Source organism: Pantoea sp. UYEF8, assembly GCF_040546285.1.
In the GTDB taxonomy this organism is placed as follows: domain Bacteria; phylum Pseudomonadota; class Gammaproteobacteria; order Enterobacterales; family Enterobacteriaceae; genus Pantoea; species Pantoea brenneri.
In genome coordinates this window covers 24,488-48,146 of the sequence record NZ_JBEPNM010000013.1, presented here as the reverse complement: position 1 = coordinate 48,146, position 23,659 = coordinate 24,488, and the positions used below count along the sequence as shown (strand labels likewise).

Below are 23,659 nucleotides of genomic sequence, written 5' to 3'. Positions count from 1 at the left end.
GTTAATATGGATTATGCAAAAATTTCCCGCGCGCTACTGCCCTTGCTGGGCGGCCGGGAGAACATCGCCAGCGCGGCGCATTGCGCTACGCGCCTGCGGCTGGTGCTGGCGGACGACAGCCAGGCAGACACCGCGGCGATTGGCCGGATCGAGGGCGTAAAAGGCTGCTTCCGCAACGCCGGGCAGCTGCAGGTGATTTTTGGCACCGGTGTGGTCAACAAGGTCTATGCCGCATTTATTGCTGAAGCGGGGATTAGCGAGTCGAGCAAATCTGAAGCGGCGGATATCGCGGCGCGCAAGCTTAATCCGTTCCAGCGTATCGCCCGTCTGCTGTCGAATATCTTTGTGCCGATTATCCCGGCCATCGTGGCATCCGGCCTGCTGATGGGGCTGCTGGGCATGGTGAAAACCTACGGCTGGGTCAATCCGGATAACGCACTCTACATCATGCTGGATATGTGCAGTTCCGCCGCCTTCATTATCCTGCCGATCCTGATCGGCTTTACCGCTGCTCGTGAGTTTGGCGGCAATCCGTTTCTTGGCGCAACCCTTGGCGGCATTCTGACCCACCCGGCACTGACTAACGCCTGGGGCGTGGCTTCGGGCTTCCATACCATGAATTTTTTCGGTATCGAAGTGGCGATGATCGGTTACCAGGGCACGGTGTTTCCGGTGCTGCTGGCGGTGTGGTTTATGAGCGTACTGGAGAAGCAGCTGCGCCGGATTATTCCTGATGCACTGGATTTGATCCTGACGCCGTTCCTGACGGTGATCATCTCCGGTTTTATCGCGCTGCTGATCATCGGACCGGCTGGTCGTATGCTGGGGGACGGCATCTCTCTGGTGCTCAGCACCCTGATAGCCCACGCGGGCTGGCTGGCGGGGCTGGTGTTTGGCGGGCTCTATTCGGTGATCGTGATTACCGGGGTACACCACAGTTTCCATGCGATTGAAGCCGGACTGCTGGGAAATCCCGCCATTGGCGTTAATTTCCTGTTGCCGATCTGGGCGATGGCCAACGTGGCTCAGGGCGGTGCCTGCCTGGCGGTGTGGTTTAAAACTAAAGATGTGAAGATAAAAGCGATTAGCTTGCCCTCGGCATTCTCAGCGCTGCTGGGGATCACGGAAGCGGCAATCTTTGGTATTAATCTGCGCTTCATGAAGCCCTTTATAGCCGGCCTGATCGGTGGCGCGCTGGGCGGTGCCTGGGTGGTTTCCGTGCATGTCTATATGACAGCCGTCGGGCTGACGGGGCTGCCAGGCATGGCAATCGTCAAGGCGGGTTCCTTGTTCAATTATGGCATCGGCGTGGCGATCGCATTCACCACGGCGTTCGTGGTCTCTTACCTGCTTAAATACAATACGGATGCTGAATAATGGCTTCATCGACACTTTTGCCGGCTATCCTGCAGGCGGTGATGCAGAAGATGCCTGCTGCGCTTAACGACCATCATTATCCCGGCTGGCATCTGGCGCCGGTTACCGGACTGCTTAACGACCCGAATGGATTTATCCATTTTGACGGTCATTATCATCTGTTTTATCAGTGGAATGCGCTGGGGTGCGAGCATAAACATAAATGCTGGGGACACTGGCGCTCTGCCGATCTGCTGCACTGGCAACATCAGCCGATTGCGCTGATGCCGGATGAAGCGTATGACCGTAGCGGCTGTTACTCCGGCAGTGCGGTCGATGACGATGGCGTTCTGACGCTGATTTACACCGGCAACGTGAAATTTGACGACGGCACACGCACTGCGTGGCAGTGCCTGGCTCAGCAAAATAGCGCAGCAGGATTTGATAAGCTCGGGCCGGTTATTGCTTTGCCAGAGGGCTACACCGGACATGTCCGCGATCCGAAAGTCTGGCGACAGGGTAACCACTGGTACATGGTGCTGGGCGCTCAGGATCGGCAGTTGCAGGGTAAAGTGCTGCTGCTGCGGGCGGAAAATCTGCAGCAGTGGCAACTGCTCGGCGAGATAGCGGGCAGCGGGCTGGGCGGTCTCGGGCCGGCGGGTTACATGTGGGAATGCCCGGATATGTTTACTCTCGGCGACAGCACTTACCTGATCTGCTGCCCGCAGGGCGTGGCGCGCGAGGAAAAACGCTTTCTCAACAGTCACCCGAGCGCCTGGCTGAGCGGCACGCTCGATGATCAGACGCCGGCCTATCACCACGGCCCGCTGCACGAACTGGACGCCGGCTTCGAGTTTTACGCGCCGCAGACCACGCTGACCGCTGACGGGCGGCGGTTGCTGGTGGGATGGATGGGCACGCCCGATGGGGAAGAGATGGCCCAGCCCACCGTTGCTCATCACTGGATCCACCAGATGACCTGCCTGCGTGAACTCAGTTCCCGGGATGGCAAGCTCTGTCAGCAACCGATCGCCGAGCTGCAGGCGCTGCGCGAAGCCGGAAAGGTTTATCAGGGACGTGCTGATGACGCGCCTCCGATCGATGCGCAGCGGCTGGAACTGCTGCTGGAAAGCCAGGGCGGAATCGAACTCAATTTTGCCGACACGCTGATCGTGACGTGGCAGCAGGATGCACTGCAGCTGGCGCGTCGCAGTCTGGTCACGGGTGAATGGCACTACCGCTACTGGACGGGCGCCGCCAGCCGGTTACAGATCCTGTGCGATCACTCCAGCGTTGAGATTTTCATCAATGATGGCGAAGGGGTGATGAGCAGCCGTTATTTTCCGACGCAGCCGGCGTGGTTAACCCTGCGTGGCCGCGCAGAACTGCAGGCTCACTACTGGTCGTTACGTCGCTGCATGGTAGAATAAGCGCTTGTTTCCTTAGACGATGCCTTGCCGTGAGAAAAACGAAACGCGTTACCATCAGTGACATTGCCACGCTGGCGGGGGTGAGTAAAGCCACCGCCAGCCTGGTGCTCAACGGCCGCGGAGAAGAACTGCGGGTCGCGAAGGAGACGCGTGAACGGGTGCTGGCGCTTGCCCGACAGCATCACTATCAGCCCAGCATTCATGCCCGGATGCTGCACGATGCCCGCAGCCATACGCTGGGACTGGTGGTGCCGGAAATCACCAACCATGGCTTCGCTGCGTTTTCTCATGCGCTGGAAAATCTGTGCCGCGCCGCAGGATTGCAGCTGCTGATCTCCTGTACCGATGAAAATGCCGGGCAGGAAATGGCGGTGGTCAATAACCTGGTATCGCGCCAGGTCGACGGGTTGATTGTCGCATCCAGCATGTTAAGCGACAGTGATTACGTCACCCTTAGCGAGCAGTTGCCGGTGCTGCTGTTTGACCGTCGCATCAGCGACACGCGCTTACCCTGGGTGATCACCGATGCCATCACGCCCACCGCCGATCTGGTTGAAAGGCTGGCGCGCGCCAGTCCGGATGAGATCTACTTTCTTGGCGGTCAGCCCGATCTGTCACCAACCCAGGATCGCCTGGCGGGTTTCAGCCAGGGACTCACGCGTGCTGGCGTTACGCTGCGTCCGGAATGGATTATTCAGGGTAACTATCACCCGGCCAGCGGTTATGAGATGTTTGCCACCCTGTGCGAACGGCTGGGGCGGCCGCCGAAAGCGCTGTTTACCGCCGCCTGCGGCCTGCTGGAGGGCGTTCTGCGCTATATGAGCGAGCACCGCTTGCTGACCAGCGACATCCGCATTGCCAGTTTTGACGATCACTACCTGTATGATTCCCTCTCCATCCCCATCGACACAGTCGAGCAAAACGTGCCGCAGCTGGCGCAGGCCTGCTTCGCGATCCTGACCAGCCTGATCCGCGGCGATGAGCCAGTAAACAGCCAGCTGGTACTGCCTGCGACGCTTCGTCTGCGCTGTTAACGCCGCCGCAGGTTAATCGATGCCAGCAACGCGACTCCCGCTGGCAGAGGCAACTATCGATTGGCGTCGTGCGGCTTAATGCGCTGAATCAGCGGCCGGATTAATGTTACTGGCTGCGCCGGATGCTGGCGAGCGACGTGAGCAGGCTATTTTTATCGCCTTCGCTCAGGTTGGCCGCCGTCAGTTGCGAGGCCAGCCATGCCCGTTCGGCGTGCGGAAAGCCGCCAGCCAACAGCTGCTGGCCGATCGCGTTGAGCAATTGGCTATCCAGCCGTTGTATCTGTTGCCGGGTATCAGCCAGATCCCTGACGGCGGCGTTATCCGGGACTGATAGCCAGTCCGCCCGATAACGATATTGAATCGCCTTACTGGCATTCATCAGGGCATGAACAAACGGTTCCACCGAATGGGGTTCCAGTCCGGCTTGCTCAGCGTTTTTCAGCATGCTTTGCATCACCTGCTGTTCCCGCGGCAAATCCTCGATCGGGAGATGATGCTGTGCTTTGTAGCCAGCCACCTCTTTCATCACCTGCATCCGTTCATTTAATGCAGTGGAAAGCGTGCCGAGCGCAACGGAAGAGACCGGCCCGGCAAAAACGTTACAGCACACAAACAGTGAAGAGAAAAGAATCGTCGTAAAATGCGTCATTTGCCCGCTCCGTTAATGAAAACTGGCGCTAATTTAGTCATGAAAAAATCGCCGAAGGTAATTATTTTGTTTTCAAAGTATGAATTGCAAACGGTGTCAGTGCGCTAGCGCAGGTGATTAATCCTGATGGGTTTTTCGTCTTTTAACGTCACACAATCTTCATGTTGCTATGCCACGCTGACAGGTTTATCCCGCCGCAGCCGGTGTTGCTCAACAGCCGGTATTAATGATGTTGCCGCCAGCGCAGCTCCAGTTATTGTCAGACAGGGATGCGCTAAGCGAAGGGCGACAGGGCAGGGTGGAGAAGGTTGCTACGGCCGGGTGCAGTAAAGCCACTACCCGCTAATAGGCCGCCAGTGGAGCCTGATGTTGCGATCCGGATCGGTCAGCATCAGGCTGCCAGTGATGTGCTGAGGATGAGGGCTACGCCGCCGATCGTGGCGGCGCAGTCAGTCAGGGGACGAAGATAGCGCGGACGCAACCATCTTCTTTGTGTTTGAACATCTCGTAACCCCGCGGTGCCTGTTCCAGCGGGAAGCGATGCGTCGCCATAAAAGCCGGGTTCAGTTCATTGCGGGCCACGTGTTCCAGCAGGCGGTGCATATAACGTTGTCCATGCTGCTGAGCGGTACGGATTGTCAGGCTCTTGTTGATCATCAGGCCTAACGGAAACTTATCCATCACCCCGTAAACGCCGAGAATGGCAATGTTGCCGCCTTTACGGCAGACGTAGAGTGCCTGACGCAGTGCCGCGCCAACATCGGTTTCAAGATGCAGCATCTGTTTGGTTTTATCGTAAACCTGGCTCAATCCTTCGCCCCGGGCTTCCATACCGACCGCATCAATGCAGCTGTCCGGGCCACGTCCACCGGTTAATTCCAGTAACGCTTCGTTGATATCCACCTGGGTGTAATCCAGCGTCAGGCTGCCGGCATAATCGCGCGCCATTGCCAGCCGTTCCGGATAGCGATCGATGCCAATCACCTGATGAGCGCCCATCAGCCATGCACTTTGCTGCGCCATCAGACCGACACCGCCACAGCCCCATACCACCACCGTGTCGCCAGGGTGGATATTACAAAAATCGGCACCCATGTAACCGGTCGGGGCAGCATCAGAGAGAAACAGCGCCTGTTCATCGGTCACGCCCTCGGGCACCACGAAGCAATCATTGTCGGCAAACGGCACGCGCACATATTCTGCATGCGATCCGGCATAGCCGCCAAAGGCGTGGCTGTAGGCGTAAATACCGCCGGTCGGATGACCGAGTACGGCTTCTCCTTTCTCCCATTGCGGATTGGTGTTGTCACAACAGGAAGGTAAATGATGCTGGCAATACCAGCAGGAACCACAGGAGATAAATGAGGGCACTACCACCCGATCGCCGCGGCGAATATTTTTTACGGCGCTGCCGACTTCGACCACTTCACCCATGAATTCATGACCGAGGATGTCACCTTCGCGCATACTCGGGATCAGGCCATCAATTACGTGCAGATCGGAGCCGCAGGTGGTGGTCAGCCTGACGCGAACAATCGCATCATGAGGATTTATCAGGCCCGGATCGGCCACGGTCTCAACGCTCAAATCGTTAACGCCATTCCAGCATAGTGCGCGCATTTATTTCTCCTTATCCTGACGTTCGGCGTGGCGGCCAGCAGGCTGACCATCCAGCGTGGCGATCTCTCCGGTCTCGGCGAGGCTTTTAAAGCGATGCAGCGCTTTGCTGGCCACCTCTTTCGGCAACAGATCAAACGCTTTGGTCACCTTTTTCCCCAGCGCGCCGCCCGGCGGGATGAAACGCAGGGTGAGCGCCAGTTCAGTGCCCCATTCGCCGGGCGCCGGGCGCAGCAGAAGTTCGCCTTCGTTAGGGATGTCGGCACCCTCCAGCGATCGCCAGGCAATAATTTCGCCCGGCTGGGCTTCGACAATCCGGCTCTCCCAGGCGTAGTGTTTACCCAGCGGGCCTTCGATCTGCCAGTGCGCATCGCTTTTATTGACCGGCGTCACCGTGGCAAAGTGGCTCATAATACGCGGCAGAGTATCCGGCTCCAGCCACAGGGAAAAAAGCTCGGTCGCCGGACGACCGACGGTTATCCAGCGCCGGAGCGTAAGCGTATTATCGCTGGCGGTTGTTTGAGGTTTTTTGGCCAAAAGGTCCTCCGATAGCAGGCTCAGTCGAACGGAAATCACTGAAAATGAGTTAAGAACAGCCTGCGGAATTTTGCGAGCGAAGCCGTAGCGTTGCGGTACGGCAGGTCTGGCCGCAGGTTATGTATCGGACAGCGCGGTGCGGGGCGCAGGAAAACCCCGTTGCGGACGGCGGGATTATGTATAATGCCTGCAGCAAAGAGGCATCTGTTTTAGCAGCAAATAGAGGTAGATATGTCTGCATCTGAAACTTCTACCGGTGGTAAAAGTGTGGTTGAGTTGGTGCTGAGTTTAGAAACTCAGGTGGCAGGTTACCCGCAGGCAAACTGGCACATCGGTCTGAAAAGCAAAACCAAAATGGCGCTGGAAAAGATTAACCGCGCGTTTGATGCAAAACGTATCAGTGCAGAAGAGAGTCTGAATCTGAAACAGCGGGTTTATAGCGTGCAGGATAAATTAATTGAGCTGGCGCTATGGTAAGGCTGTGCATTTAACCGTCAGCGGCCATCACCCGCTGACCTGCACTTAAGTCGGCCGGTGTGAAAAACTGATACTTCAGTACGCAACGCCGCTGGGCATTTTCCGCACTTTTCAGCGAAGGCGTATTGCCGGGAAGGATAGTGCCGGTCAGCAGCACGCTGTCGCCGTAACGCTGATCGAGCTGCTGCAACAGCATCTGCTGGGCTCGCGCTGCCAGTCCGCGGCCGCGGTATTCGGGCAAAATCACCTCATCCAGAATCTGAATCGCCTCAATGAACCCCACGCGGCGCATCGCGCAAATGATCAAGCCGGCCAGCTGACCCTGACTGACAATCAGCGAGACGTTGCCCTGGGCGATATCCTCACGCAGTTCCCGTTTATCGGTTGCCAGCAGCAGATGTCTGAGCTGCGGCAGGGCACGCCAGCTGGCACGATAGGCGCGATTGATAGTGGTCAGACAGACCGGATAATCCTCTCTGGTGGCGGTCACCAGCGAAACATCCTGCCCGGTCGGGGCGGAAAGCGAGTCCGGGCGGCCAAGAAAGATCAGTTGATCGGTGAAGCCGATCGCAGGATGGTCGGCGGGCAGCAGCACGCGCAGCGTTTGCGGGTTCAGCGCCTGCCACGCCTGCATAATGGCGCAGGCAACCTGCTGGTTAATCGGTCCATCCAGCGCGACGACATCGATAAACGGCTGGGCCAGATCGCCGCCGAGATAGCGGGGACCGGTGAGATAACGCTGACCGTCAATGTGGAGTTCACGTTGCAGAAAATAACGCTGTGGCAACCCGGTTTCACGCCAGGGAAAGGCGGCAGAGAAACGGGCATCACGACACCATGCCTGCTGCTGCGTCAGCCACTTAATCAGCCAGCCCCTGAGCCGGTGCGGTGAAACCGGCAGGCTCTGGTAGCGCGACACCATATAATCCAGCATACCCTTTCCACCTTGTTGCCCGTCTCAGGTTCAGCATCGGGGCTGAATGAACGTAACGGCTTAGCGCCGGCTCTGGTACTCCTCTTTCAGCAGACCGAACAGCCAGTCATCCTGCCATTTACCGTTCAGAAAAAAGTTCTGCCTTAAGGTGCCTTCCTGCGCGAAGCCGGCGGAGATTAACGCTTTCCGTGAGGCGATATTCCCAGCGGTAACGGTCGCCACCAGCTTGCGGTACGCCAGTTGGTCAAAACAAAACCCGATCACCGCATTCAGTGACTCGCGACCGTAACCTTTGCCGTGAAAGTCAGCGGCGAGAATAAAACCAAACTCGGCAATGCCGTTACCCCGATCGATAAATCCGCTGAATCCTGTCGGCAATCCTGAGGTTTTTTCTTCCATCACCAGGCAAAGCCAGTGATCACATCCTTTATGCCAGGCGGGCAAGCGAACGTCAAACGAGTGGGTTCTGATTTCGTCGGCAGAGCGTGGATCAGAGATATATTTCATCACCGATTGATCCTGACTGACCGCCAGATAAAACGGCCAGTCCTGCTGACTCAACGGCCGGTAACGCAGCCGCGCAGAGGTGATCACATCAGGTTGCATTATGCTACTCCTTGCAGGCCGAGCTTCAGGGCGAAAGTTGATGCCAGCAAGCTAACACAGCCGCCGGAGAAGCGGGAGTCAAACTCGCCAGCCAGCCGTGCACCGCTGAAGACGGCGGTTGTGGTATCGCTTCCATTTGTGTCGGGATTATTACGATGAGCTGCGTGGTTCGCATCGGTTGAAATTTTTTAGTTAACACATTTCTAATGTAATTGACTGATATATAAGAATTATTATAGATTTGTTTACACTCTGCCACGAAAAGGCAATGTAAATGGCATGTGATAGCGTTTACACTTGCACTGATGTTTCTTTACATTTCCCGCTTTTTATCAAGGTTAAACACATGTCACGGGTATCCCGAACACTCAATTTGTTAACGCTGCTGTTCTCTGTCGCCTGCTCTGCCTGGCTGCTGATCGGCGGCGTCTGGTTGCTATCGCTGGGCGGTAGCGCGTATTACCTGATCAGCGGCCTGGCCATGGCGGGCTTTAGCGTGCTGCTGTGGCGCAGAAAACGCAGTGCGCTCTATCTCTACGCCGCGATTCTGATCGCCAGTGCGCTGTGGGCGTGGCAGGAAGCAGGCAGCGACTACTGGACGCTGGTGCCGCGACTCGACGTCTGGGTACTGCTGGGGATCTGGCTGATTTTGCCTTTCAGCTATCGTCAGTTTGGCCCGGCCGGTAAAAAACCGCTGGCGGCGATGGTTATCGCCTTACTGGCTAACGGAGCGCTGCTGGTGGGCTCATCACTGCACGATCCGCAGGAGATAAACGGCGAACTGCCGCTGACCGATGTTGCGCCAGCCGCTTCATCGGTACCGGCGGAAGACTGGACCGCCTACGGCCGGACGCAGGAAGGCGTGCGTTACTCGCCGCTGAAGCAGATCAATGAGCACAACGTGCAGAACCTGCAGGTGGCCTGGCAATATCACACCGGCGATGTCAAAACCGCGAACGATCCGGGTGAGATTACCAATGAAGTGACGCCGCTCAAGGCGGGCAACATGCTCTATCTCTGCACGCCACACCAGATTCTGCTGGCGCTGGACGCGGTGAGCGGCAAAGAGAAATGGCGCTTTGATCCGAAGCTCAAATCCGATCCGTCATTCCAGCACATCACCTGTCGTGGCGTGTCCTATCACGAAATGCCGGCGGCGCAGCAGAGTAGCGCTTCACAGCCTGCCCACTGCGCGCGTCGTATCTTCCTGCCGGTGGACGACGGTCGTCTGATTGCGCTGGATGCCACCTCTGGTGAGCGTTGCGAGAACTTCGCCAGCCACGGTGAGCTGAATCTGCAACATCAGCAGCCAAATGCCTATCCGGGCGGTTATGAGCCGACGTCACCACCGATTGTCACCGACAAAGTGATCATCGTGGCGGGCTCGGTCACCGATAACCTGTCAACCCGTGAACCGTCTGGCGTGATCCGCGGTTTTGATATCGACAGCGGTAAGCTGGTGTGGGCGTTTGATCCTGGCGCGAAAGATCCGAATGCGCTGCCTGCAGAAGGGGAGACCTTCAGCGCCAACTCACCTAACTCCTGGGCACCGGCGGCGTATGATGCTCAGCGTGACATCATCTATCTGCCAATGGGCGTCTCGACGCCGGATATCTGGGGTGGTCATCGCACGCCGGAACAGGAGCGTTATGCCAGCGGCCTGCTGGCGCTGCACGCCTCGACCGGTAAGCTGGCCTGGTTCTATCAGACAGTACATCATGACCTGTGGGACATGGATCTGCCGTCGCAGCCAACCCTGGCGGACATCACGGACAGCAGCGGCAAGCGCGTACCGGTGGTGTATGTTCCGGCTAAAACCGGCAACATTTTTGTGCTGAACCGTGAAACCGGCCAGCCGGTGGTACCTGCACCGGAAACCCCGGTACCGCAGGGACCGGCGAAAGGCGATCATCTCAACCCGACTCAGCCTTTCTCGCAACTCACCTTCCGGCCGAAGCAGAATCTGCAGGGCAAGGATATGTGGGGTGCGACGATGTTCGACCAGCTGGCGTGCCGCGTAATGTTCCATCGCCTGCGATATGAAGGCCCGTTTACGCCGCCTTCAGAGCAGGGCACACTGGTGTTCCCGGGTGATTTCGGCATGTTCGAGTGGGGCGGTATTGCGGTTGATACCGACCGTCAGATTGCGATTGCGAACCCGATGGCGATGCCGTTTATCTCACGGCTGGTCCCACGCGGACCGGGCAACCCGATTGAGCCTGGTGCGGCGGGTGCTGCTGGTTCCGGTTCGGAATCCGGCGTGCAGCATATGTATGGCGTACCTTATGGCGTTGAACTGAATCCGTTCCTGTCACCTTTAGGTCTGCCGTGCCTGCAGCCGTCATGGGGCTTTGTCTCGGCGATCAATCTGCAGAATCATCAGATTGTCTGGAAGAAACGCATCGGTACGGTACGCGACAGTGCGCCGGTTCCGCTGCCGTTCAAAATGGGCGTGCCGATGTTAGGCGGCCCGGTGACCACCGCTGGCAATGTCTTCTTTGTTGCCGGAACGCTGGATAACTACCTGCGCGCCTACAGTGTGCGTGACGGCAAACTGCTGTGGCAGGCCCGACTGCCGGCGGGTGGTCAGGCGACGCCGATGACCTATGCAGTCAACGGTAAGCAATATGTGGTGATCATGGCCGGTGGACACGGCTCGTTCGGCACTAAAATGGGCGATACGCTTATCGCTTATGCGCTGCCGTAACCTGCGTTAATCTGTAAAATCACGCCCCCGTCGGTCTCGCCTGCGGGGGCTTTTTTTTGCTGACATTAGCGCGCTGACAGGTGAAGCCGTGGCTTCATTGCTACGCTTGAGCTGCCCCCCTTGCCACTGAGAGAGCAAAACGGATGGATCTGAAACAGATTGACGCCTCTGCCTGGACCACACTGAGCGATGCTGCCGCTGATCCGCAGGCGGAATTCCGCTACCTGACGCTGTGTACGGTTGATGCCGCCAGTCGGCCACAGGCGCGTACCGTGGTTTTACGTCAGGTTGATAGCCGCCTGCGCACCCTGACCTTTCATACCGATCTCCGCAGTCCGAAGTGGCAGGAGATGAGCGCCAATCCGCAGGTGACGGTGCTGGGATATGCCCTGCAGACCCGGCTGCAGTTGCGCCTGCAGGGAGAGGTCGGACTGTATGCCGGGGAGAGCGATATTGCGGATGCTGCGTGGTCCCGGTTACCGGCGCGGACCCGCAGCACCTACACCGGCGGCCCGCCGGGCGAGGTGTCTGACAGTGATGAGCAGGCTGCAGTGCCCCCAGCGGATGACGATGCCGGCAGGCAGCATTTCGGCGTAGTGGTGATGCGGGTCAGTGCGCTGGACTGGTATCAGTTACACCGGGAGAACAATCAGCGGGCGCTGCTGATCTACGCCACTGACGGTGCGTTGGTCAGTGGCCAGCAGATCACCCCCTGAGCAGACGGGTTTAATCCCGGTCTACACTGACTGAACAGACTTTTTTGAAACGACGAGGTCAGGGTGGGTTTAATCAGCAATCGGGGTCCGTCCCCGTTTATTCAGGGTTTTCAGTTGCAGGATGTCACGCTGGATAACGGCATCACGCTGCGCGTCGCCACTGGCGGCAGCGGGCCGGCGCTGGTGATGCTGCATGGTCATCCGCAGAATCACCTCTGCTGGCATAAGGTGGCACCAGTGCTGGCGCAGCATTATACCGTGGTGCTGCCCGATCTGCGCGGCTATGGCGACAGTGATAAACCGGCCAGCGATGCGCAGCACCGGCCCTATTCAAAACGGGCGATGGCGCAGGATATTGCGCTGCTGATGACTGCGCTTGGCCACCCGCGCTTTGCTTTTGTCGGACACGATCGGGGAGCCAGGGTAGGCCATCGGCTGGCGCTCGATTATCCGGATCGCGTCAGCGCCTGTACCTTTATCGATATTGCACCGACAGCCACCATGTACCAGCAGACAGACAGGGAATTCGCCACCCGCTATTTCTGGTGGTTTTTCCTAATCCAGCCTGAGCCATTACCGGAAACGCTGATCGGGTCAAATACCGAATTCTTCCTGCGTCAGCATATCCGGGCGCAACTCAAAGTCGCTGATGCCACGCCTGAAGCGATTCTGAAAGATTACCTGCGCTGCTATCAGCATCCGGCAATGGTGCACGCGGTGTGTGAGGATTATCGCGCCAGTGCGACGATAGATTTAGAGGATGATGCTGCCAGCGCAGGAGAGCGAATCCGCTGCCCGCTGCTGTTACTGTGGGGAGAGCAGGGCACGGTCGGCCAGCTGTATGATGTGCCGCAAACCTGGGCTGACAAAGCCTCACATATTCGGGGGCGGGCGTTACCGTGCGGCCATTCGCCGCAGGAAGAGGTGCCATCAGCATTGCTGGCGGAACTGCAGGCTTTCCTGACCTCTGCCGAAGAAAAACAGCCTGATTAATCCGCAACCCCACAGCCGGGGCGAGCCACCGTTAATGATGTCATATTCACTGCCAGCCGCTGCGCTGGCATTTTTTTATCTGCCGCATCGCTTAACGGATTTTAGCGCCACGTTATCCTCATATTTCCATCTTTTTACGCTATTTCCTATCTTTTAGCTTCGCTTGTGCCAGGCTTTAAATTCTCATGAAGCAGTCACTTATGCTTCATGACAGGAAAAGTCACCATTATTTCTCTGCACGCTTATCCCAGCATAACTTTCTCAGGACTACGGGCAGGTTAACCATGAACGATCGACCGCCTGAAAAACCGGAGGCAGGGGAAAATGACCAGCGACTCAGGCTGGCGGAAGAGCAGCTTGAGATTTCGAAGCAGCAGGTCAGTGACGGCCATGTCCGGGTTACCCGGCGGGTGACGGAGCATGAAGAAAAAATCGCCCTGTTACTCAGGCAGCAGACAGCCGAAATAGAGCGAGTCCCTAAATCGGAACGGCTGACGTCAATGCCGGAAATCCGCGAAGAAAACGGCGTGATCATCATTCCTGTGGTTGAAGAGGAAGTTGAGATTATCCGCCGGCTGGTGCTGAAAGAGGAACTGCATATCCGCAAAGTGGTTAACCAGGTTCCGCTGGAACAGGTGGTCACCCTGAAAAAACAGCACGCTCAGATAGACAGACATCAGCAACCAAAACAGTCTGAACCCATCACCGAGGAGAAAACTATGGCGCGTGAAACAATCGTAACGATGTTCAGCAATGTCTCACTGGCAGAAGGCGCAAAGCGCAACCTGATCAAAGCGGGCTTCCTGGACGATGACATTGATATTATTTCCGGAGAGCGCCTGCGTACTGAAGGTCAGGAAGCGCGTCATCCTGGCTTCTGGCAGCGTCTGTTCGGCAATACGCTGGAAGAAGATCAGGCCGAAGTCTATGAAGATGCGATGCGGACTGGCGGCGTGGTGCTGTCGCTGCGTGCAGATGAAGATCAGTTGCCGCGGGCACTGGGCATTCTTGATGCACATGAAGAGCTCACCGAGCGCAGCGCCGCCCTGCCGGAAGATTACGCCGCCGATGATGGCCTGACCACCGCACCGGGTGCCTCGCTGAATCAACCGACGCCGGGCAGCGATCTCACCGGCAATCCGGCCCATAGCGCGACCGTACGTCCTTCGCTGACCGGCGATGAAAGTGAAGAAGACGTGCTGCGTCTGGCCGAAGAGCGACTGGAAGTGGGAAAACGCCTGGTCAGCGAAGGCTCAACCCGGGTACGCCGCTACACGGTCACCGATCAGGTGTCAGAAAATGTGTCGCTGCGTGAACAGCATGCGGAGATTTTCCGCCGTCCGCTGAGCGAAACCGGCGCGCCGGATCAGGTCGACTGGTCGGAAAAAACCATCGAAGTTGAAGAGACCCATGAACAACCGGTGGTGAATAAAACCGCGCAAATCATTGAAGAAGTGGTATTGCGTAAAGAGCAGAGCGATCGGGTTGAAACCATCAATGACTCGGTACGTCGGCAGGAAGTGGATATTGACCGTGCCAGCACGGATAACGTGGCCGGCAACCGCACTGCGACCGATCCGCTGCTCGACGCTACGCAGCAGGCTCGCACCGGTCACGACAGTCCGGCTGTATCGCCGGGTGGCCTCTCTGGCCGGGATCCGGCGCATAAAGAGGGCGTAATCGAGAAGGCAGGCGATAAAATTGCCGAAGCCAAAGATAAGGTTGAAGACAAATTCAAAAAGCCATAAGGCTGCGGCTGTATCCGGCTTAGTCCACTGCCCGTATTAGTGAATACGGGCATTTTTTTGCCTTCAGCGCAGCGGGGCGTTAACCCGCAACGCGCCCGGTTCGCGCAGGACGACAAAAATTACCCCGCGATAGCATCTGGCCTCGCGCCCGTTCAGCAAGGCTGGCAGGCTCACTAGAGCTATTCTGGCTGTTGTATGTTCCGGCAGCCGCTGATCTGATTTCAGACAGTTCTTTGCCGTAAAGAGGACGTTTCTGACCCCACTCTTCCCTTACCAATAAATCGTTCCGGTGGTGTCTGCAATCTGCAGGTGTGCCAGCTATACATATGCTTTGCATCTGCATATACTTTGCCTATGCTTGGGGTGCTTGCTGGTATTGATGCACCCGCTTTGTACAGCATTTACTCTATGGGAGAAAAATCATGCGAACCGTATCAGTATTTAAAAATGGCAATAATCGCGCCATCCGTTTGCCGCGTGATATGGACTTTGAGGGGGTGAGCGAACTGGAGATCATCCGTGAAGGCGACAGCATCATTCTTCGCCCGGTACGTCCAACATGGGGCTCATTTATTCAGGAAGAGAAAGCGGACCCTGACTTTATGACAGAGCGTGAAGACGTTATCAGTGATGAAGGCCGCGTTGACTTATGAGTAAGACTTACATGCTGGACACCTGCATCTGTTCGTTCATTATGCGCGAGCAGCCGGAAGCGGTGATCAGACGTCTGGAGCAGGCGGTGCTGCGTAATCATCGTATCGTGGTATCGGCGATTACCTATGCCGAAATGCGTTTCGGGGCGATCGGGAAAAACGCTTCTCCGCGCCATGGAAAGCTGGTTGATGCCTTCTGCGCCCGCCTTGATGCAATCCTGCCGTGGGATCGGGCAGCGGTGGACGCCACTGCGGAAATTAAAGCGGCACTGGCTTCGGCCGGAACGCCAATCGGCCCTAACGATACCGCCATTGCCGGACACGCGATTGCGACAGGGGCCATTCTGGTGACCAATAATGTCAGGGAGTTTGAGCGGGTACCGGGCCTGGTGTTCGAAGACTGGGTGAAGTAAGCATGGGTTTTCCAGCCCGCTATTTAATCGCTCCGTGGATAAATAGCGGGCTTTATCCGGCTCAGTCTGCTGGCCAACCTGATCAATACAATAATTGGTTTGCTCTTAGCGCAGCGGGGCGTTAACCCGCAACGCGTCCAGTTCGCGCGCATCGTGACTGCAGAAAAAGGTGATCTCGCCGCCACGCTGGCAGGAAAGTTCGCGCAGCCGCTGCTGATTATGCCGGCGTGCCGCGTTATCCATCGCCATCATCCACTGGTAAAAACGCAGCCCCGGCGTGCAGTGGCGCGTCGGCTGGCGCATTTCACCGCGATAAAACCAGGCGTCACCGCCGTGCAACAGCCAGCCATCAGGTTGCTGAATCGCGATACCGGCATGGCCAGGCGTATGTCCCGCCAGCGGCACCAGCAAAATTTCCGGCGGCAGATCGCGCAATCCGTGCACTGCCTCAAAGCCAAACCACTTTTCCCCCTGCGGCTGATAGGTTTCCCAGTTGCTGATCCCGCCCCACTGGCCGGGACGATAGCGCTCACGCGACAGCCAGCTATGCCGCTGATGAGCAGTATCAACCTCTTGCTGAAGCAGATGAATGCGCGCCTGCGGGAAGTCCGTTAAGCCGCCAGCGTGATCAAAATCGAGATGGGTCAGAATAATGTGGCGCACATCCTCAGCCCTGAAACCCAGCGCGGTAATCTGTGCCAGCGCGGTCAGCTCATCGCGGCGCTGAATGTTATTCATGGCGCGGAAAAAACCGGACAAGCGGCTGCCGGGTGCCCGCATATCCTGACGGCCAAACCCGGTATCGACCAGCACCAGACCTTCGCGGTCGGTCTCAATCAGCAGGCAGTGGCACACCAGCTGGGCCGTCAGGCCTTTGCTGAATCCGTCATAGAGCGCGCCGCCCAGCGGGCACATACAGCCACAGTTGAGGTGGTGAATTTTCATCTGGCCTCCATAAGGTCAATACACAAGATACGACGCGGCCCGGCCAGCCTGGCGCGTGGCACGTCTGTCTGGCTTTAGAGTGTAGAAAGGGATGACGCAGTAGGCGGAGCGGTGCAGCGGATAACCGGGCAAAATTGCCGATTATCCGCCAGAAATCTGTGATTTAGCGGTGGAACAGCGGGAATGCGCCGGTCAGGAGTTCGCCAGCTATCAGCACCAGGCTGACCAGAATCCCCCACTTAATCGCAAAGCGCTGGTGATCGCCGATATCAACTTTCGCCAGTCCGACCAGCAGGTAGACCGACGGCACCAGCGGACTGAGCAGGTGGAACGGCTGTCCGACAATCGACGCGCGGGCGATTTCTTCTGCTGAAATGCCGTAACTGGCGGCGGTCTGGGCGATAACCGGCAGGATACCGAAGTAGAACGCGTCATTGGACATGAAGAAGGTGAAGGGCAGGCTGACCAGCGCAGTGAATAGCGCCAGATAAGGCCCGAAGCTGTGCGGGATCACCGCCAGCAGGCTCTTCGCCATCGCATCGACCATGCCGGTGCCGGAGAGAATGCCGGTGAACACGCCAGCGGCAAAAATCAGCGCGGTGACTGCCAGCACGTTACCGGCATGGGCACCAATACGCGCTTTCTGCTCTTCCAGTGACGGATAGTTGAGCATCACCGCAACCGCAAATGCCAGCATGAACAGGATCTGGATCGGCATCAAGCCAATCACCAGCAGCACCAGCAGCACGGTGGTCAGGATGAAATTAGGCCAGAACATTTTCGGTCGGCGATTAGCGGCACACTCTTCGGCATCACCCAGCCCCAGTTCGATATTATCCAGATGGTGATCTTTCAGGGTCATCACGCCTAAACGCTTACGTTCACGCAGGCCAAACAGCACCGCCATCGCCACCAGACTCATGCAGGCCATCAACATCGCGGGCAGCATCGGAATGAAGATATCGAGCGCATCAATGCGCAGTGCGGCTGCGGCGCGCGCCGTCGGTCCGCCCCACGGCGAAAGGTTCATAATACCGCTGGCCAGGTTGACCAGGCAGGTCATCGCCAGCACGTTCATGCCAAGCCGCTGATAGAGCGGTAAGAAGGCGGCGATAGCGATCATATAGGTGGTGGAGCTGTCGCCATCCAGTGAGACCAGTAGGGTCAGCACCGCGGTACCGACCAGCACCTTGAGCGGATCGCCGCGCACGATTTTCAGGATAAAGCGTACCAGCGGATCGAACAGGCCGGCATCAATCATCAGCCCGAAATAGAGAATAGAGAAAGTGAGCATCACGCCGGTCGGGGCCAGCGTTTTGACACCGTCCAGCATCATGGTGCCCAGGCCCTGATAAAAGCCGCCAATCAGCGCAAACAGGGTCGGGATCAGGATCAGCGCAATCAAGGCTGACATGCGTTTGGTCATGATCAGATACATGAAGCAAACAACCATCGAAAATCCCAGTATGGTCAGCAAATTAATGGCCCTCGTCATGGCTAAAAAGTAATAGAAAAGTTACGTAGTGCGATAAAAAATCACGTTATACTTAGCGCATTAATGGTTAACCTGTTGTTTTAATTAACCCTGCACCTAAAAGATGATAATAATTAGTTATCAGGATTTAGCATTTATTTAACAAAAAAGAGTGATCCCGATCGTTATTAAACGGTTGTTAAACGAGATTGTGTGATTGCGATCAACTGAGGCGCACGATTTACCGGCTTTTCAGGGCCAGAGAAGGCGCAAAGCAACGGGTGAGTGTCTGGATGACGGGAGAGGGAACGGCAGCATAGCTGAGCCGGAAAGCTCAGCTATCAGGTGGAGAGTAACGACGTTAACTGCCTAACAATTGCATGATCAATTCAGGCGACTTATTCGCCATTTTCATGACCGCATTCTGGCCCTGCTGAAGGATCTGACTGCGCGCCAGCTGGCTGGCTTCCTCTGCATAGTCAGCATCCTGAATCCGGCTGCGGGCCGTCGAGGTATCCACGCTCTGCTGAGACAGCACCGTGCGGTTGGACTCATAGCGATTTATTTTCGCGCCATAGGTCGACTGATAGCGGCTGACTTTGTCCAGCGCGCTATCCAGCGCGTGCATGGTGCTGCTGATATCACCCGGTGTCAGCAGAGTAGTGTTATTCAGCCCGAGCGCTTTGGTATCCGACGGCGTAGCCGGAATATGATCAGACTGTATCGGCTGACCGAAGTCGGCGCTGGTGATCACTTCTAATGGCTCGCTCTGATGCGGCGGCGTAACCGGACTCGCTTTTGGCTCAGGCAGATTTCCCCAGGTCAGGTTACTGGTGAATGAACCATTGCCGACCACCACCACAATCAGATCTTCGCTGACGGTATCCAGCGTAATGCGCTCCAGCCGGGTGCCGGTATTGGTGCCGTTGTTGAAATCGCCGCTGGCGACATCTTCATAGCGATCGCCGTCACCACTGTAGGTGATATTCATCCCGTTATAGCTGCCACTGTTACTGCCAGCCAGCGACCAGCTGGCTCCGCCTTCCAGCAGCTGCGAACCGTCATAGGCCGCGCCGCTGGCGAAGCCGTTGTTACTGGTCAGCAGGCGAGACTGCGCGGTGGCGTCATCGGTGATGCCTTTACTCATCCAGGTATAATCGGGCGCGCTGCCGTCAATCGGGGTGCCGGCCAGATGCTTACCGTCGCGGGTAAACAGCTGCAGATCATCATCCTGACCCAGTGAGTCAATGGAGATGGTGATGGCGGTCGAGCCGGCCGGGATATAGGCCAGCGGGATCACCCCGGAAGTAAACGAATAGCTCTTTCCCGCAACCGGGAATTTGGTGTTGATCGGCTGGACGTTGCCGAGCAGCGCTGGCGGCAGGTCCGGATCGTTAGTGGCTAACGGGTATTTACCGAAAATCTCCGTCTGGTCGGCAATCTGGTTAATGCCGGCCAGAATCTGCTGGTATTCGCCGTTGACGCTCTGGCGGTCGGCATCCGACAGCGTACCGGTCGCGGCCTGGATAGAGAGCGTTTTAGCCCGAATCAACAGGTCCGCTATGCTGCCCAGGCCACCGCCTGCCGTCTGGGCATAGCTAATGGCATCGTTCAGGCCGCGAGCGACCACACTATCGGCGCCAATGTTGGCCGTCATGCGGTTGGCAATCGCCTGGCCCGCTGCATCGTCTTTGGCACTATTTATCCGCATCCCTGATGATAACCGTTCAATCGTTCTTCCCAGAACTGACTCAGTGCTGTACCGCATATTGTTCGTAAATGCGGCGGTTTCGTTATGGTTGATCGTTAACATAGTCGCTTCGAACAGGGAGTAGGGTCTGTGTTTTATCGGCATGACGATTAGCAGCTTTAACCTGCGAAGACGCATATTGTGGCTGTTATAGCGGTCGTACGGGCAAGTGGCTGAAGGCAGTGGGCTTCTTTGATAAAAAAATTTAACGATTCAGCAAGGGGAAAGCCTGCTACGCGCGGGCGCAGCAGGGGAGGGCGATGCGGCAATCAGTTAAACACCATGCCGCCGTCAATCAGTAACGCCTGTCCGGTCATGTAATCGGAGTCGGGACCGGCGAGGTAGGCGACACAGGCCGCCACATCTTCCGGCTCGGAGAGGCGTCCAAGGGTGATGCGTTTGGCAAACTCACGGGTGCCATAACCGGCGGGCTGACCGGCCGCATCGGAGATCTGCCGGTCAATCTCATCCCACATCGGTGTTCTGACAATGCCAGGGCAGTAGGCGTTAACCGTGATGCCTGACGGAGCCAGGTCTCGGGCCGCTGTCTGGGTCAGGCCCCGTACCGCGAACTTACTGGAGCTGTAAACGGCCAGTTCCGGGTTACCGACATGACCAGCCTGTGAACAGGCGTTGATGATTTTACCGCCGTGTCCTTCCGCGGCGAACGCCTTGATGGCGGCCTGCATGCCCCAGATCACCCCTTTCACGTTGACGTTGTAGACTTTATCCACCACCTCTTCGGTGATCCCGGCGATCGGTGTTGAGGGCGCGATGCCGGCATTATTGACGATGACATCGAAGCCGCCCAGCGCCTGACGAGCCTCCTCAACCGCATGCATCACCTGATCACGCTGGGAGACATCAACTTTCAGCGCCACCGCTTTACCGCCACTCTGAATGATCTTTTCCGCCACCTGGTGGGCAGTGTCAGGATTGAAATCGGCCACGGCCACGGCAAAACCGTCCCGGGCCAGCCGCAGGGCGATAGCTTCACCTATTCCCTGTCCTGCACCGGTAACAAACGCTACGTTGGTTTTCATCATCATATCCTTTCAGGTTGAAATTAAAGAAGCTGGCTCAGATGCAGCTGGCCCATCAGCAGAGGGTTGTCGGCATAATCGACCGGTACCGCCACCACGGCAGGGCCCTGAACATCCATCGCCTTACGCAGGGTCGGTTCAAGTTCTGCCGCACTGTTGACTGCAAAACCGGCGGCACCAAACGCTTCGGCGTAGACTTTGAAATCGATCGGGCCAAAATTCACCCCGGAGACGCGCTGGTATTTTTTCTGTTCCTGCATCGCCACCATGTTGTAGGCGTTGTCGACCCAGACAATGTGCAGAATATTGGCTTGCAGCCGTACCGCGGTTTCCAGCTCCATGCTGGACTGCAGGAAACCGCCGTCGCCCGATACCGACACCACTTTGCGCTGCGGGTCGACCAGCCAGGCACCAATCGCCCACGGCAGCGCCACGCCCATGGTCTGTTGACCGTTGGAGATCATGATCTGGCGGGCGCGGAAGCTGTAGAGATAGCGGGCGATCCAGATGTGGAAGCTGCCCATATCGACGGTCAGGCTGACGTCACTGTTAATGATGTCCTGCATGGCGCGCACGATGCGTAACGGGTGCAGAGCAAACTGATTAAGGCTGGCACCCTGCATCGCCAGTAATTTGCGCTGATGTTGCCGATCTTCCAGCACGCTGGCCGCTTCCGGGCTGAGCTGAAGCGGTGCCGTGATCCGGCTTGCCAGTTTGCGCAATGTGGCAGCGATATCCCCGACCAGCTCGGCGTCCGGCAGATAGCGGTTGTCGGTTTCGGCGGGCATCACGTCAATGTGGATCAGGGTGGCGTTGCCGGTGTTCCACATTGCCGGTTCATATTCCACCGGGCTGTAACCGATGGTAATAATCAGATCCGCCTGTTGCAGCAGCCGGTCGCCCGCCTGGTTGTTGAACAATCCGACGCGTCCGGCAAAGCGGGAGAAATGTTCCTGTCTGACCGCGCCTGCCGCCTGATAGGTGCTGGTGACCGGAATATGGCTGCTGTTTAGCAGATGGTGAATCGCCTCGCTGTTTTCTGGCTGGCTCGCCATCAGGCCCAGCAGGATCACCGGGTTTTTCGCCGCGGCAATGGCCTGGCCGACGGTGTCGATCATCGCATCAGGCGCTGCGCCAAGCACCGGGCGGCCTTTGCTGCTGAGCGCCTTACCGGTGACCGGCTGATCAACGATATCCTGTGGCAGGCTGATGAACGCACCGCCGCCGCGGCCATGTTCGGCGTGGCGAAACGCATTCGACAGACATTCAGACAGCGCGGCCGGGTCGGTTACCTCAACCGCATATTTGGTGACCGGACGAAACATCGAAACGGTGTCCATGCTCTGGTGCACCTGCTTGGCGCTGTCAGAACGCTTCACGGCACCGCCAATCGCCACCACCGGATCGCCTTCGCTGGTGGCGGTTGCCATGCCGGTGATCAGGTTAGAACAGCCGGGACCGGAGGTGACCAGCGCGACGCCAGCGTTGCCGGTCAGCCGGCCCACCGCTGCCGCCATAAAGGCCGCATTGGCTTCATGGCGCACCGGGATGGTCTGAATCGAGGAATCCAGCAGCGAGTCGAAAACTTTATCGATTTTTGCGCCGGGAATACCGAACACGTGGCTCACGCCCTGTGCTTCAAGTTGCGCCACCACCAGGTCGGCACCGCAGGTCCAGAGTGTGTTATCGGTTGGGTTTTTCATCTTCATTCCTCTGTTTAGCTTTCAACTGCACGAATGGCGGCGTCAAGATTGGCGGGATTCAGGTTGGCATTAAGAAAATCGCTGTCCTGCGGCAAATCAACCACCAGCTTGCTGATGGCGCCAAAGGTCAGGGTGCCTTTTTCCAGCGCATAATCGAGAATGTGGCCGCCGCCTTCGCGATCGTCAGTAATGAAATGTTCGTGATAGCCCGCTACGTTGATGCCCTGCATATACTGCGGCGTGCGGAAGCCAATCAGCTCGCCGCCGCGCTGGCTGAAGGTAAAGGTCGGCTGATTGCCAAGCACTTCCGGCATCGAACGGTAAGGGCGGCACTGGCAGGGCACGGTGCGGGTCTCGACGCGGCTAAAGCGTCCGCTGATCCGCAATGCGCAGAACTGGTTATCAGAAGTGATTTCGCTGTCGATCACCCGGTGAATCTCTTCACGTGAGACCGGCCGTTCAAATTCGTACAGATGCTGCGGTTTGAAAAAAGTCATTACCGCAAACGGGGTTTTTTGTTCCGGATCGGCAGGGTGCGCCGTGCCGTCTGAATGCAGCTGATAAACCTGGCTGTCAAAGGCGATCAGTTCGCCATCCAGCCGGTTAAAGGTGCCCAGACCGAAATCCCCCTTGCGCAGCAGATCGGCAATCCGGGTGCTGCCATCGTAAACGCCGCTCAGCAGGGCGCTCATCAGTGAGGTCTGATAGATAACGCTTTCTGGTGCATCCTGTGCCAGTTTTCGCACGGTATGCTTTAGTTGATCCTCACAGGAACAATCAGTTACATAATTGCTCATTTGGTGCCTCATCAGTTAACCGTTAAGCCGTGTTAACCTAAGGTTGAACCGATTCAGTCGGTGGGTCCAATAGCAAA

The 23,659-nt window shown here is 57.2% G+C and carries 21 protein-coding genes; 10 read left to right on the top strand and 11 right to left on the bottom strand.

All coding sequences use genetic code 11. The annotated features are described in order from the left end of the window. The first annotated feature begins 6 nt into the window (after positions 1 to 6). Genes ABIB18_RS19800 through ABIB18_RS19790 form a run of 3 tightly spaced genes read left to right on the top strand, consistent with a single transcriptional unit; the run spans position 7 to position 3,820 of the window. Positions 7 to 1,377, top strand: coding sequence for a sucrose-specific PTS transporter subunit IIBC (locus ABIB18_RS19800; RefSeq protein ID WP_046289434.1), 1,371 nt, complete (start codon positions 7 to 9; stop codon positions 1,375 to 1,377). Continuing rightward, complete coding sequence (locus tag ABIB18_RS19795; RefSeq protein WP_312760015.1) at positions 1,377 to 2,786, top strand: sucrose-6-phosphate hydrolase; 1,410 nt, start codon at positions 1,377 to 1,379, stop codon at positions 2,784 to 2,786. Before ABIB18_RS19800 ends, ABIB18_RS19795 begins: the two co-directional genes overlap by 1 nt. A 29-nt stretch (positions 2,787 to 2,815) precedes the next feature. After that, positions 2,816 to 3,820, top strand: coding sequence for a substrate-binding domain-containing protein (locus ABIB18_RS19790; RefSeq protein WP_312056605.1), 1,005 nt, complete (start codon positions 2,816 to 2,818; stop codon positions 3,818 to 3,820). Positions 3,821 to 3,926: 106 nt separating this feature from the next. Here the strand turns inward: ABIB18_RS19790 and ABIB18_RS19785 are convergent, their stop codons facing one another. The 3 genes from ABIB18_RS19785 to ABIB18_RS19775 all read right to left on the bottom strand — a co-directional run bounded on the left by ABIB18_RS19785 (position 3,927) and on the right by ABIB18_RS19775 (position 6,623). Beyond that, a complete protein-coding gene (locus tag ABIB18_RS19785) occupies positions 3,927 to 4,469 on the bottom strand; it encodes a chorismate mutase (RefSeq protein WP_031378125.1) in 543 nt (180 codons plus the stop codon). 453 nt (positions 4,470 to 4,922) lie between these two features. Then, on the bottom strand, positions 4,923 to 6,089 hold the full coding sequence (locus tag ABIB18_RS19780) for a zinc-dependent alcohol dehydrogenase (RefSeq protein ID WP_046289436.1): 1,167 nt from the start codon (positions 6,087 to 6,089) through the stop codon (positions 4,923 to 4,925). After that, a complete protein-coding gene (locus ABIB18_RS19775) occupies positions 6,090 to 6,623 on the bottom strand; it encodes an SRPBCC family protein (RefSeq protein WP_354475356.1) in 534 nt (177 codons plus the stop codon). A gap of 231 nt (positions 6,624 to 6,854) precedes the next feature. On the opposite strand from ABIB18_RS19775, the gene ABIB18_RS19770 reads away from it, so the two are divergent. Beyond that, complete coding sequence (locus ABIB18_RS19770) at positions 6,855 to 7,100, top strand: hypothetical protein (protein WP_089562175.1); 246 nt, start codon at positions 6,855 to 6,857, stop codon at positions 7,098 to 7,100. Between the two features lie 10 nt (positions 7,101 to 7,110). On the opposite strand, the gene ABIB18_RS19765 is transcribed toward ABIB18_RS19770, so the two are convergent. Continuing rightward, positions 7,111 to 8,034 (bottom strand): GNAT family N-acetyltransferase, encoded by a 924-nt coding sequence (locus ABIB18_RS19765; protein ID WP_031378128.1) that lies wholly within the window; start codon positions 8,032 to 8,034, stop codon positions 7,111 to 7,113. Positions 8,035 to 8,094: 60 nt separating this feature from the next. Continuing rightward, positions 8,095 to 8,640: a GNAT family N-acetyltransferase gene (locus tag ABIB18_RS19760; protein ID WP_069729831.1), complete on the bottom strand. Its 546-nt coding sequence runs from the start codon at positions 8,638 to 8,640 to the stop codon at positions 8,095 to 8,097. Positions 8,641 to 8,986: 346 nt separating this feature from the next. Between ABIB18_RS19760 and ABIB18_RS19755 the strand changes: the two genes are divergently transcribed. The 6 genes from ABIB18_RS19755 to ABIB18_RS19730 all read left to right on the top strand — a co-directional run bounded on the left by ABIB18_RS19755 (position 8,987) and on the right by ABIB18_RS19730 (position 15,870). Then, positions 8,987 to 11,347 carry a glucose/quinate/shikimate family membrane-bound PQQ-dependent dehydrogenase gene (locus tag ABIB18_RS19755; RefSeq protein ID WP_089562172.1) on the top strand — a complete coding sequence of 787 codons (2,361 nt, stop codon included), beginning with the start codon at positions 8,987 to 8,989 and terminating at the stop codon, positions 11,345 to 11,347. Between the two features lie 143 nt (positions 11,348 to 11,490). Beyond that, positions 11,491 to 12,063, top strand: coding sequence for a pyridoxamine 5'-phosphate oxidase family protein (locus ABIB18_RS19750; RefSeq protein ID WP_031378131.1), 573 nt, complete (start codon positions 11,491 to 11,493; stop codon positions 12,061 to 12,063). 63 nt (positions 12,064 to 12,126) lie between these two features. Further along, the gene (locus ABIB18_RS19745) at positions 12,127 to 13,056 is read left to right on the top strand and encodes an alpha/beta fold hydrolase (RefSeq protein WP_354475352.1); all 930 of its coding nucleotides are present in this window, start codon (positions 12,127 to 12,129) and stop codon (positions 13,054 to 13,056) included. Between the two features lie 284 nt (positions 13,057 to 13,340). Continuing rightward, entirely contained in the window at positions 13,341 to 14,804 is a 1,464-nt protein-coding gene (locus tag ABIB18_RS19740) for a YsnF/AvaK domain-containing protein (RefSeq protein ID WP_089562170.1), read from the top strand. Positions 14,805 to 15,226: 422 nt separating this feature from the next. Further along, complete coding sequence (vapB, locus tag ABIB18_RS19735) at positions 15,227 to 15,457, top strand: type II toxin-antitoxin system VapB family antitoxin (protein WP_031378187.1); 231 nt, start codon at positions 15,227 to 15,229, stop codon at positions 15,455 to 15,457. Next, the gene (locus ABIB18_RS19730; protein ID WP_031378188.1) at positions 15,454 to 15,870 is read left to right on the top strand and encodes a type II toxin-antitoxin system VapC family toxin; all 417 of its coding nucleotides are present in this window, start codon (positions 15,454 to 15,456) and stop codon (positions 15,868 to 15,870) included. The genes vapB and ABIB18_RS19730 overlap by 4 nt, the downstream gene beginning before the upstream one ends. 105 nt (positions 15,871 to 15,975) lie before the next feature. On the opposite strand, the gene ABIB18_RS19725 is transcribed toward ABIB18_RS19730, so the two are convergent. The 6 genes from ABIB18_RS19725 to budA all read right to left on the bottom strand — a co-directional run bounded on the left by ABIB18_RS19725 (position 15,976) and on the right by budA (position 23,582). After that, a complete protein-coding gene (locus tag ABIB18_RS19725; protein WP_089562169.1) occupies positions 15,976 to 16,815 on the bottom strand; it encodes an MBL fold metallo-hydrolase in 840 nt (279 codons plus the stop codon). 163 nt (positions 16,816 to 16,978) lie between these two features. Next, a complete protein-coding gene (locus ABIB18_RS19720; RefSeq protein ID WP_354475349.1) occupies positions 16,979 to 18,292 on the bottom strand; it encodes a CitMHS family transporter in 1,314 nt (437 codons plus the stop codon). Positions 18,293 to 18,650: 358 nt separating this feature from the next. Continuing rightward, on the bottom strand, positions 18,651 to 20,102 hold the full coding sequence (locus ABIB18_RS19715; RefSeq protein ID WP_089562167.1) for a flagellin N-terminal helical domain-containing protein: 1,452 nt from the start codon (positions 20,100 to 20,102) through the stop codon (positions 18,651 to 18,653). A gap of 206 nt (positions 20,103 to 20,308) precedes the next feature. Further along, positions 20,309 to 21,082, bottom strand: coding sequence for a (S)-acetoin forming diacetyl reductase (locus ABIB18_RS19710; protein ID WP_031378216.1), 774 nt, complete (start codon positions 21,080 to 21,082; stop codon positions 20,309 to 20,311). Positions 21,083 to 21,105: 23 nt separating this feature from the next. Continuing rightward, a complete protein-coding gene (gene alsS, locus ABIB18_RS19705) occupies positions 21,106 to 22,785 on the bottom strand; it encodes an acetolactate synthase AlsS (RefSeq protein ID WP_046289440.1) in 1,680 nt (559 codons plus the stop codon). Between the two features lie 14 nt (positions 22,786 to 22,799). Then, positions 22,800 to 23,582, bottom strand: a complete 783-nt coding sequence (budA, locus tag ABIB18_RS19700) for an acetolactate decarboxylase (protein ID WP_031378215.1) — start codon at positions 23,580 to 23,582, stop codon at positions 22,800 to 22,802. Positions 23,583 to 23,659: the final 77 nt, after the last annotated feature.

Excerpts from the sequence above, each read along its gene's own strand:
- ABIB18_RS19760 (WP_069729831.1), bottom strand. The coding sequence starts at position 8,640 with ATGCAACCTGATGTGATCACCTCTGCGCGGCTGCGTTACCGGCCGTTG.
- ABIB18_RS19755 (WP_089562172.1), top strand. The coding sequence starts at position 8,987 with ATGTCACGGGTATCCCGAACACTCAATTTGTTAACGCTGCTGTTCTCT.
- ABIB18_RS19715 (WP_089562167.1), bottom strand. The coding sequence starts at position 20,102 with ATGTTAACGATCAACCATAACGAAACCGCCGCATTTACGAACAATATG.
- ABIB18_RS19765 (WP_031378128.1), bottom strand. The coding sequence starts at position 8,034 with ATGCTGGATTATATGGTGTCGCGCTACCAGAGCCTGCCGGTTTCACCG.
- ABIB18_RS19730 (WP_031378188.1), top strand. The coding sequence starts at position 15,454 with ATGAGTAAGACTTACATGCTGGACACCTGCATCTGTTCGTTCATTATG.
- ABIB18_RS19725 (WP_089562169.1), bottom strand. The coding sequence starts at position 16,815 with ATGAAAATTCACCACCTCAACTGTGGCTGTATGTGCCCGCTGGGCGGC.
- ABIB18_RS19785 (WP_031378125.1), bottom strand. The coding sequence starts at position 4,469 with ATGACGCATTTTACGACGATTCTTTTCTCTTCACTGTTTGTGTGCTGT.
- ABIB18_RS19770 (WP_089562175.1), top strand. The coding sequence starts at position 6,855 with ATGTCTGCATCTGAAACTTCTACCGGTGGTAAAAGTGTGGTTGAGTTG.
- ABIB18_RS19750 (WP_031378131.1), top strand. The coding sequence starts at position 11,491 with ATGGATCTGAAACAGATTGACGCCTCTGCCTGGACCACACTGAGCGAT.
- ABIB18_RS19710 (WP_031378216.1), bottom strand. The coding sequence starts at position 21,082 with ATGAAAACCAACGTAGCGTTTGTTACCGGTGCAGGACAGGGAATAGGT.
- ABIB18_RS19780 (WP_046289436.1), bottom strand. The coding sequence starts at position 6,089 with ATGCGCGCACTATGCTGGAATGGCGTTAACGATTTGAGCGTTGAGACC.
- alsS (WP_046289440.1), bottom strand. The coding sequence starts at position 22,785 with ATGAAAAACCCAACCGATAACACACTCTGGACCTGCGGTGCCGACCTG.
- budA (WP_031378215.1), bottom strand. The coding sequence starts at position 23,582 with ATGAGCAATTATGTAACTGATTGTTCCTGTGAGGATCAACTAAAGCAT.
- ABIB18_RS19800 (WP_046289434.1), top strand. The coding sequence starts at position 7 with ATGGATTATGCAAAAATTTCCCGCGCGCTACTGCCCTTGCTGGGCGGC.
- vapB (WP_031378187.1), top strand. The coding sequence starts at position 15,227 with ATGCGAACCGTATCAGTATTTAAAAATGGCAATAATCGCGCCATCCGT.
- ABIB18_RS19740 (WP_089562170.1), top strand. The coding sequence starts at position 13,341 with ATGAACGATCGACCGCCTGAAAAACCGGAGGCAGGGGAAAATGACCAG.
- ABIB18_RS19795 (WP_312760015.1), top strand. The coding sequence starts at position 1,377 with ATGGCTTCATCGACACTTTTGCCGGCTATCCTGCAGGCGGTGATGCAG.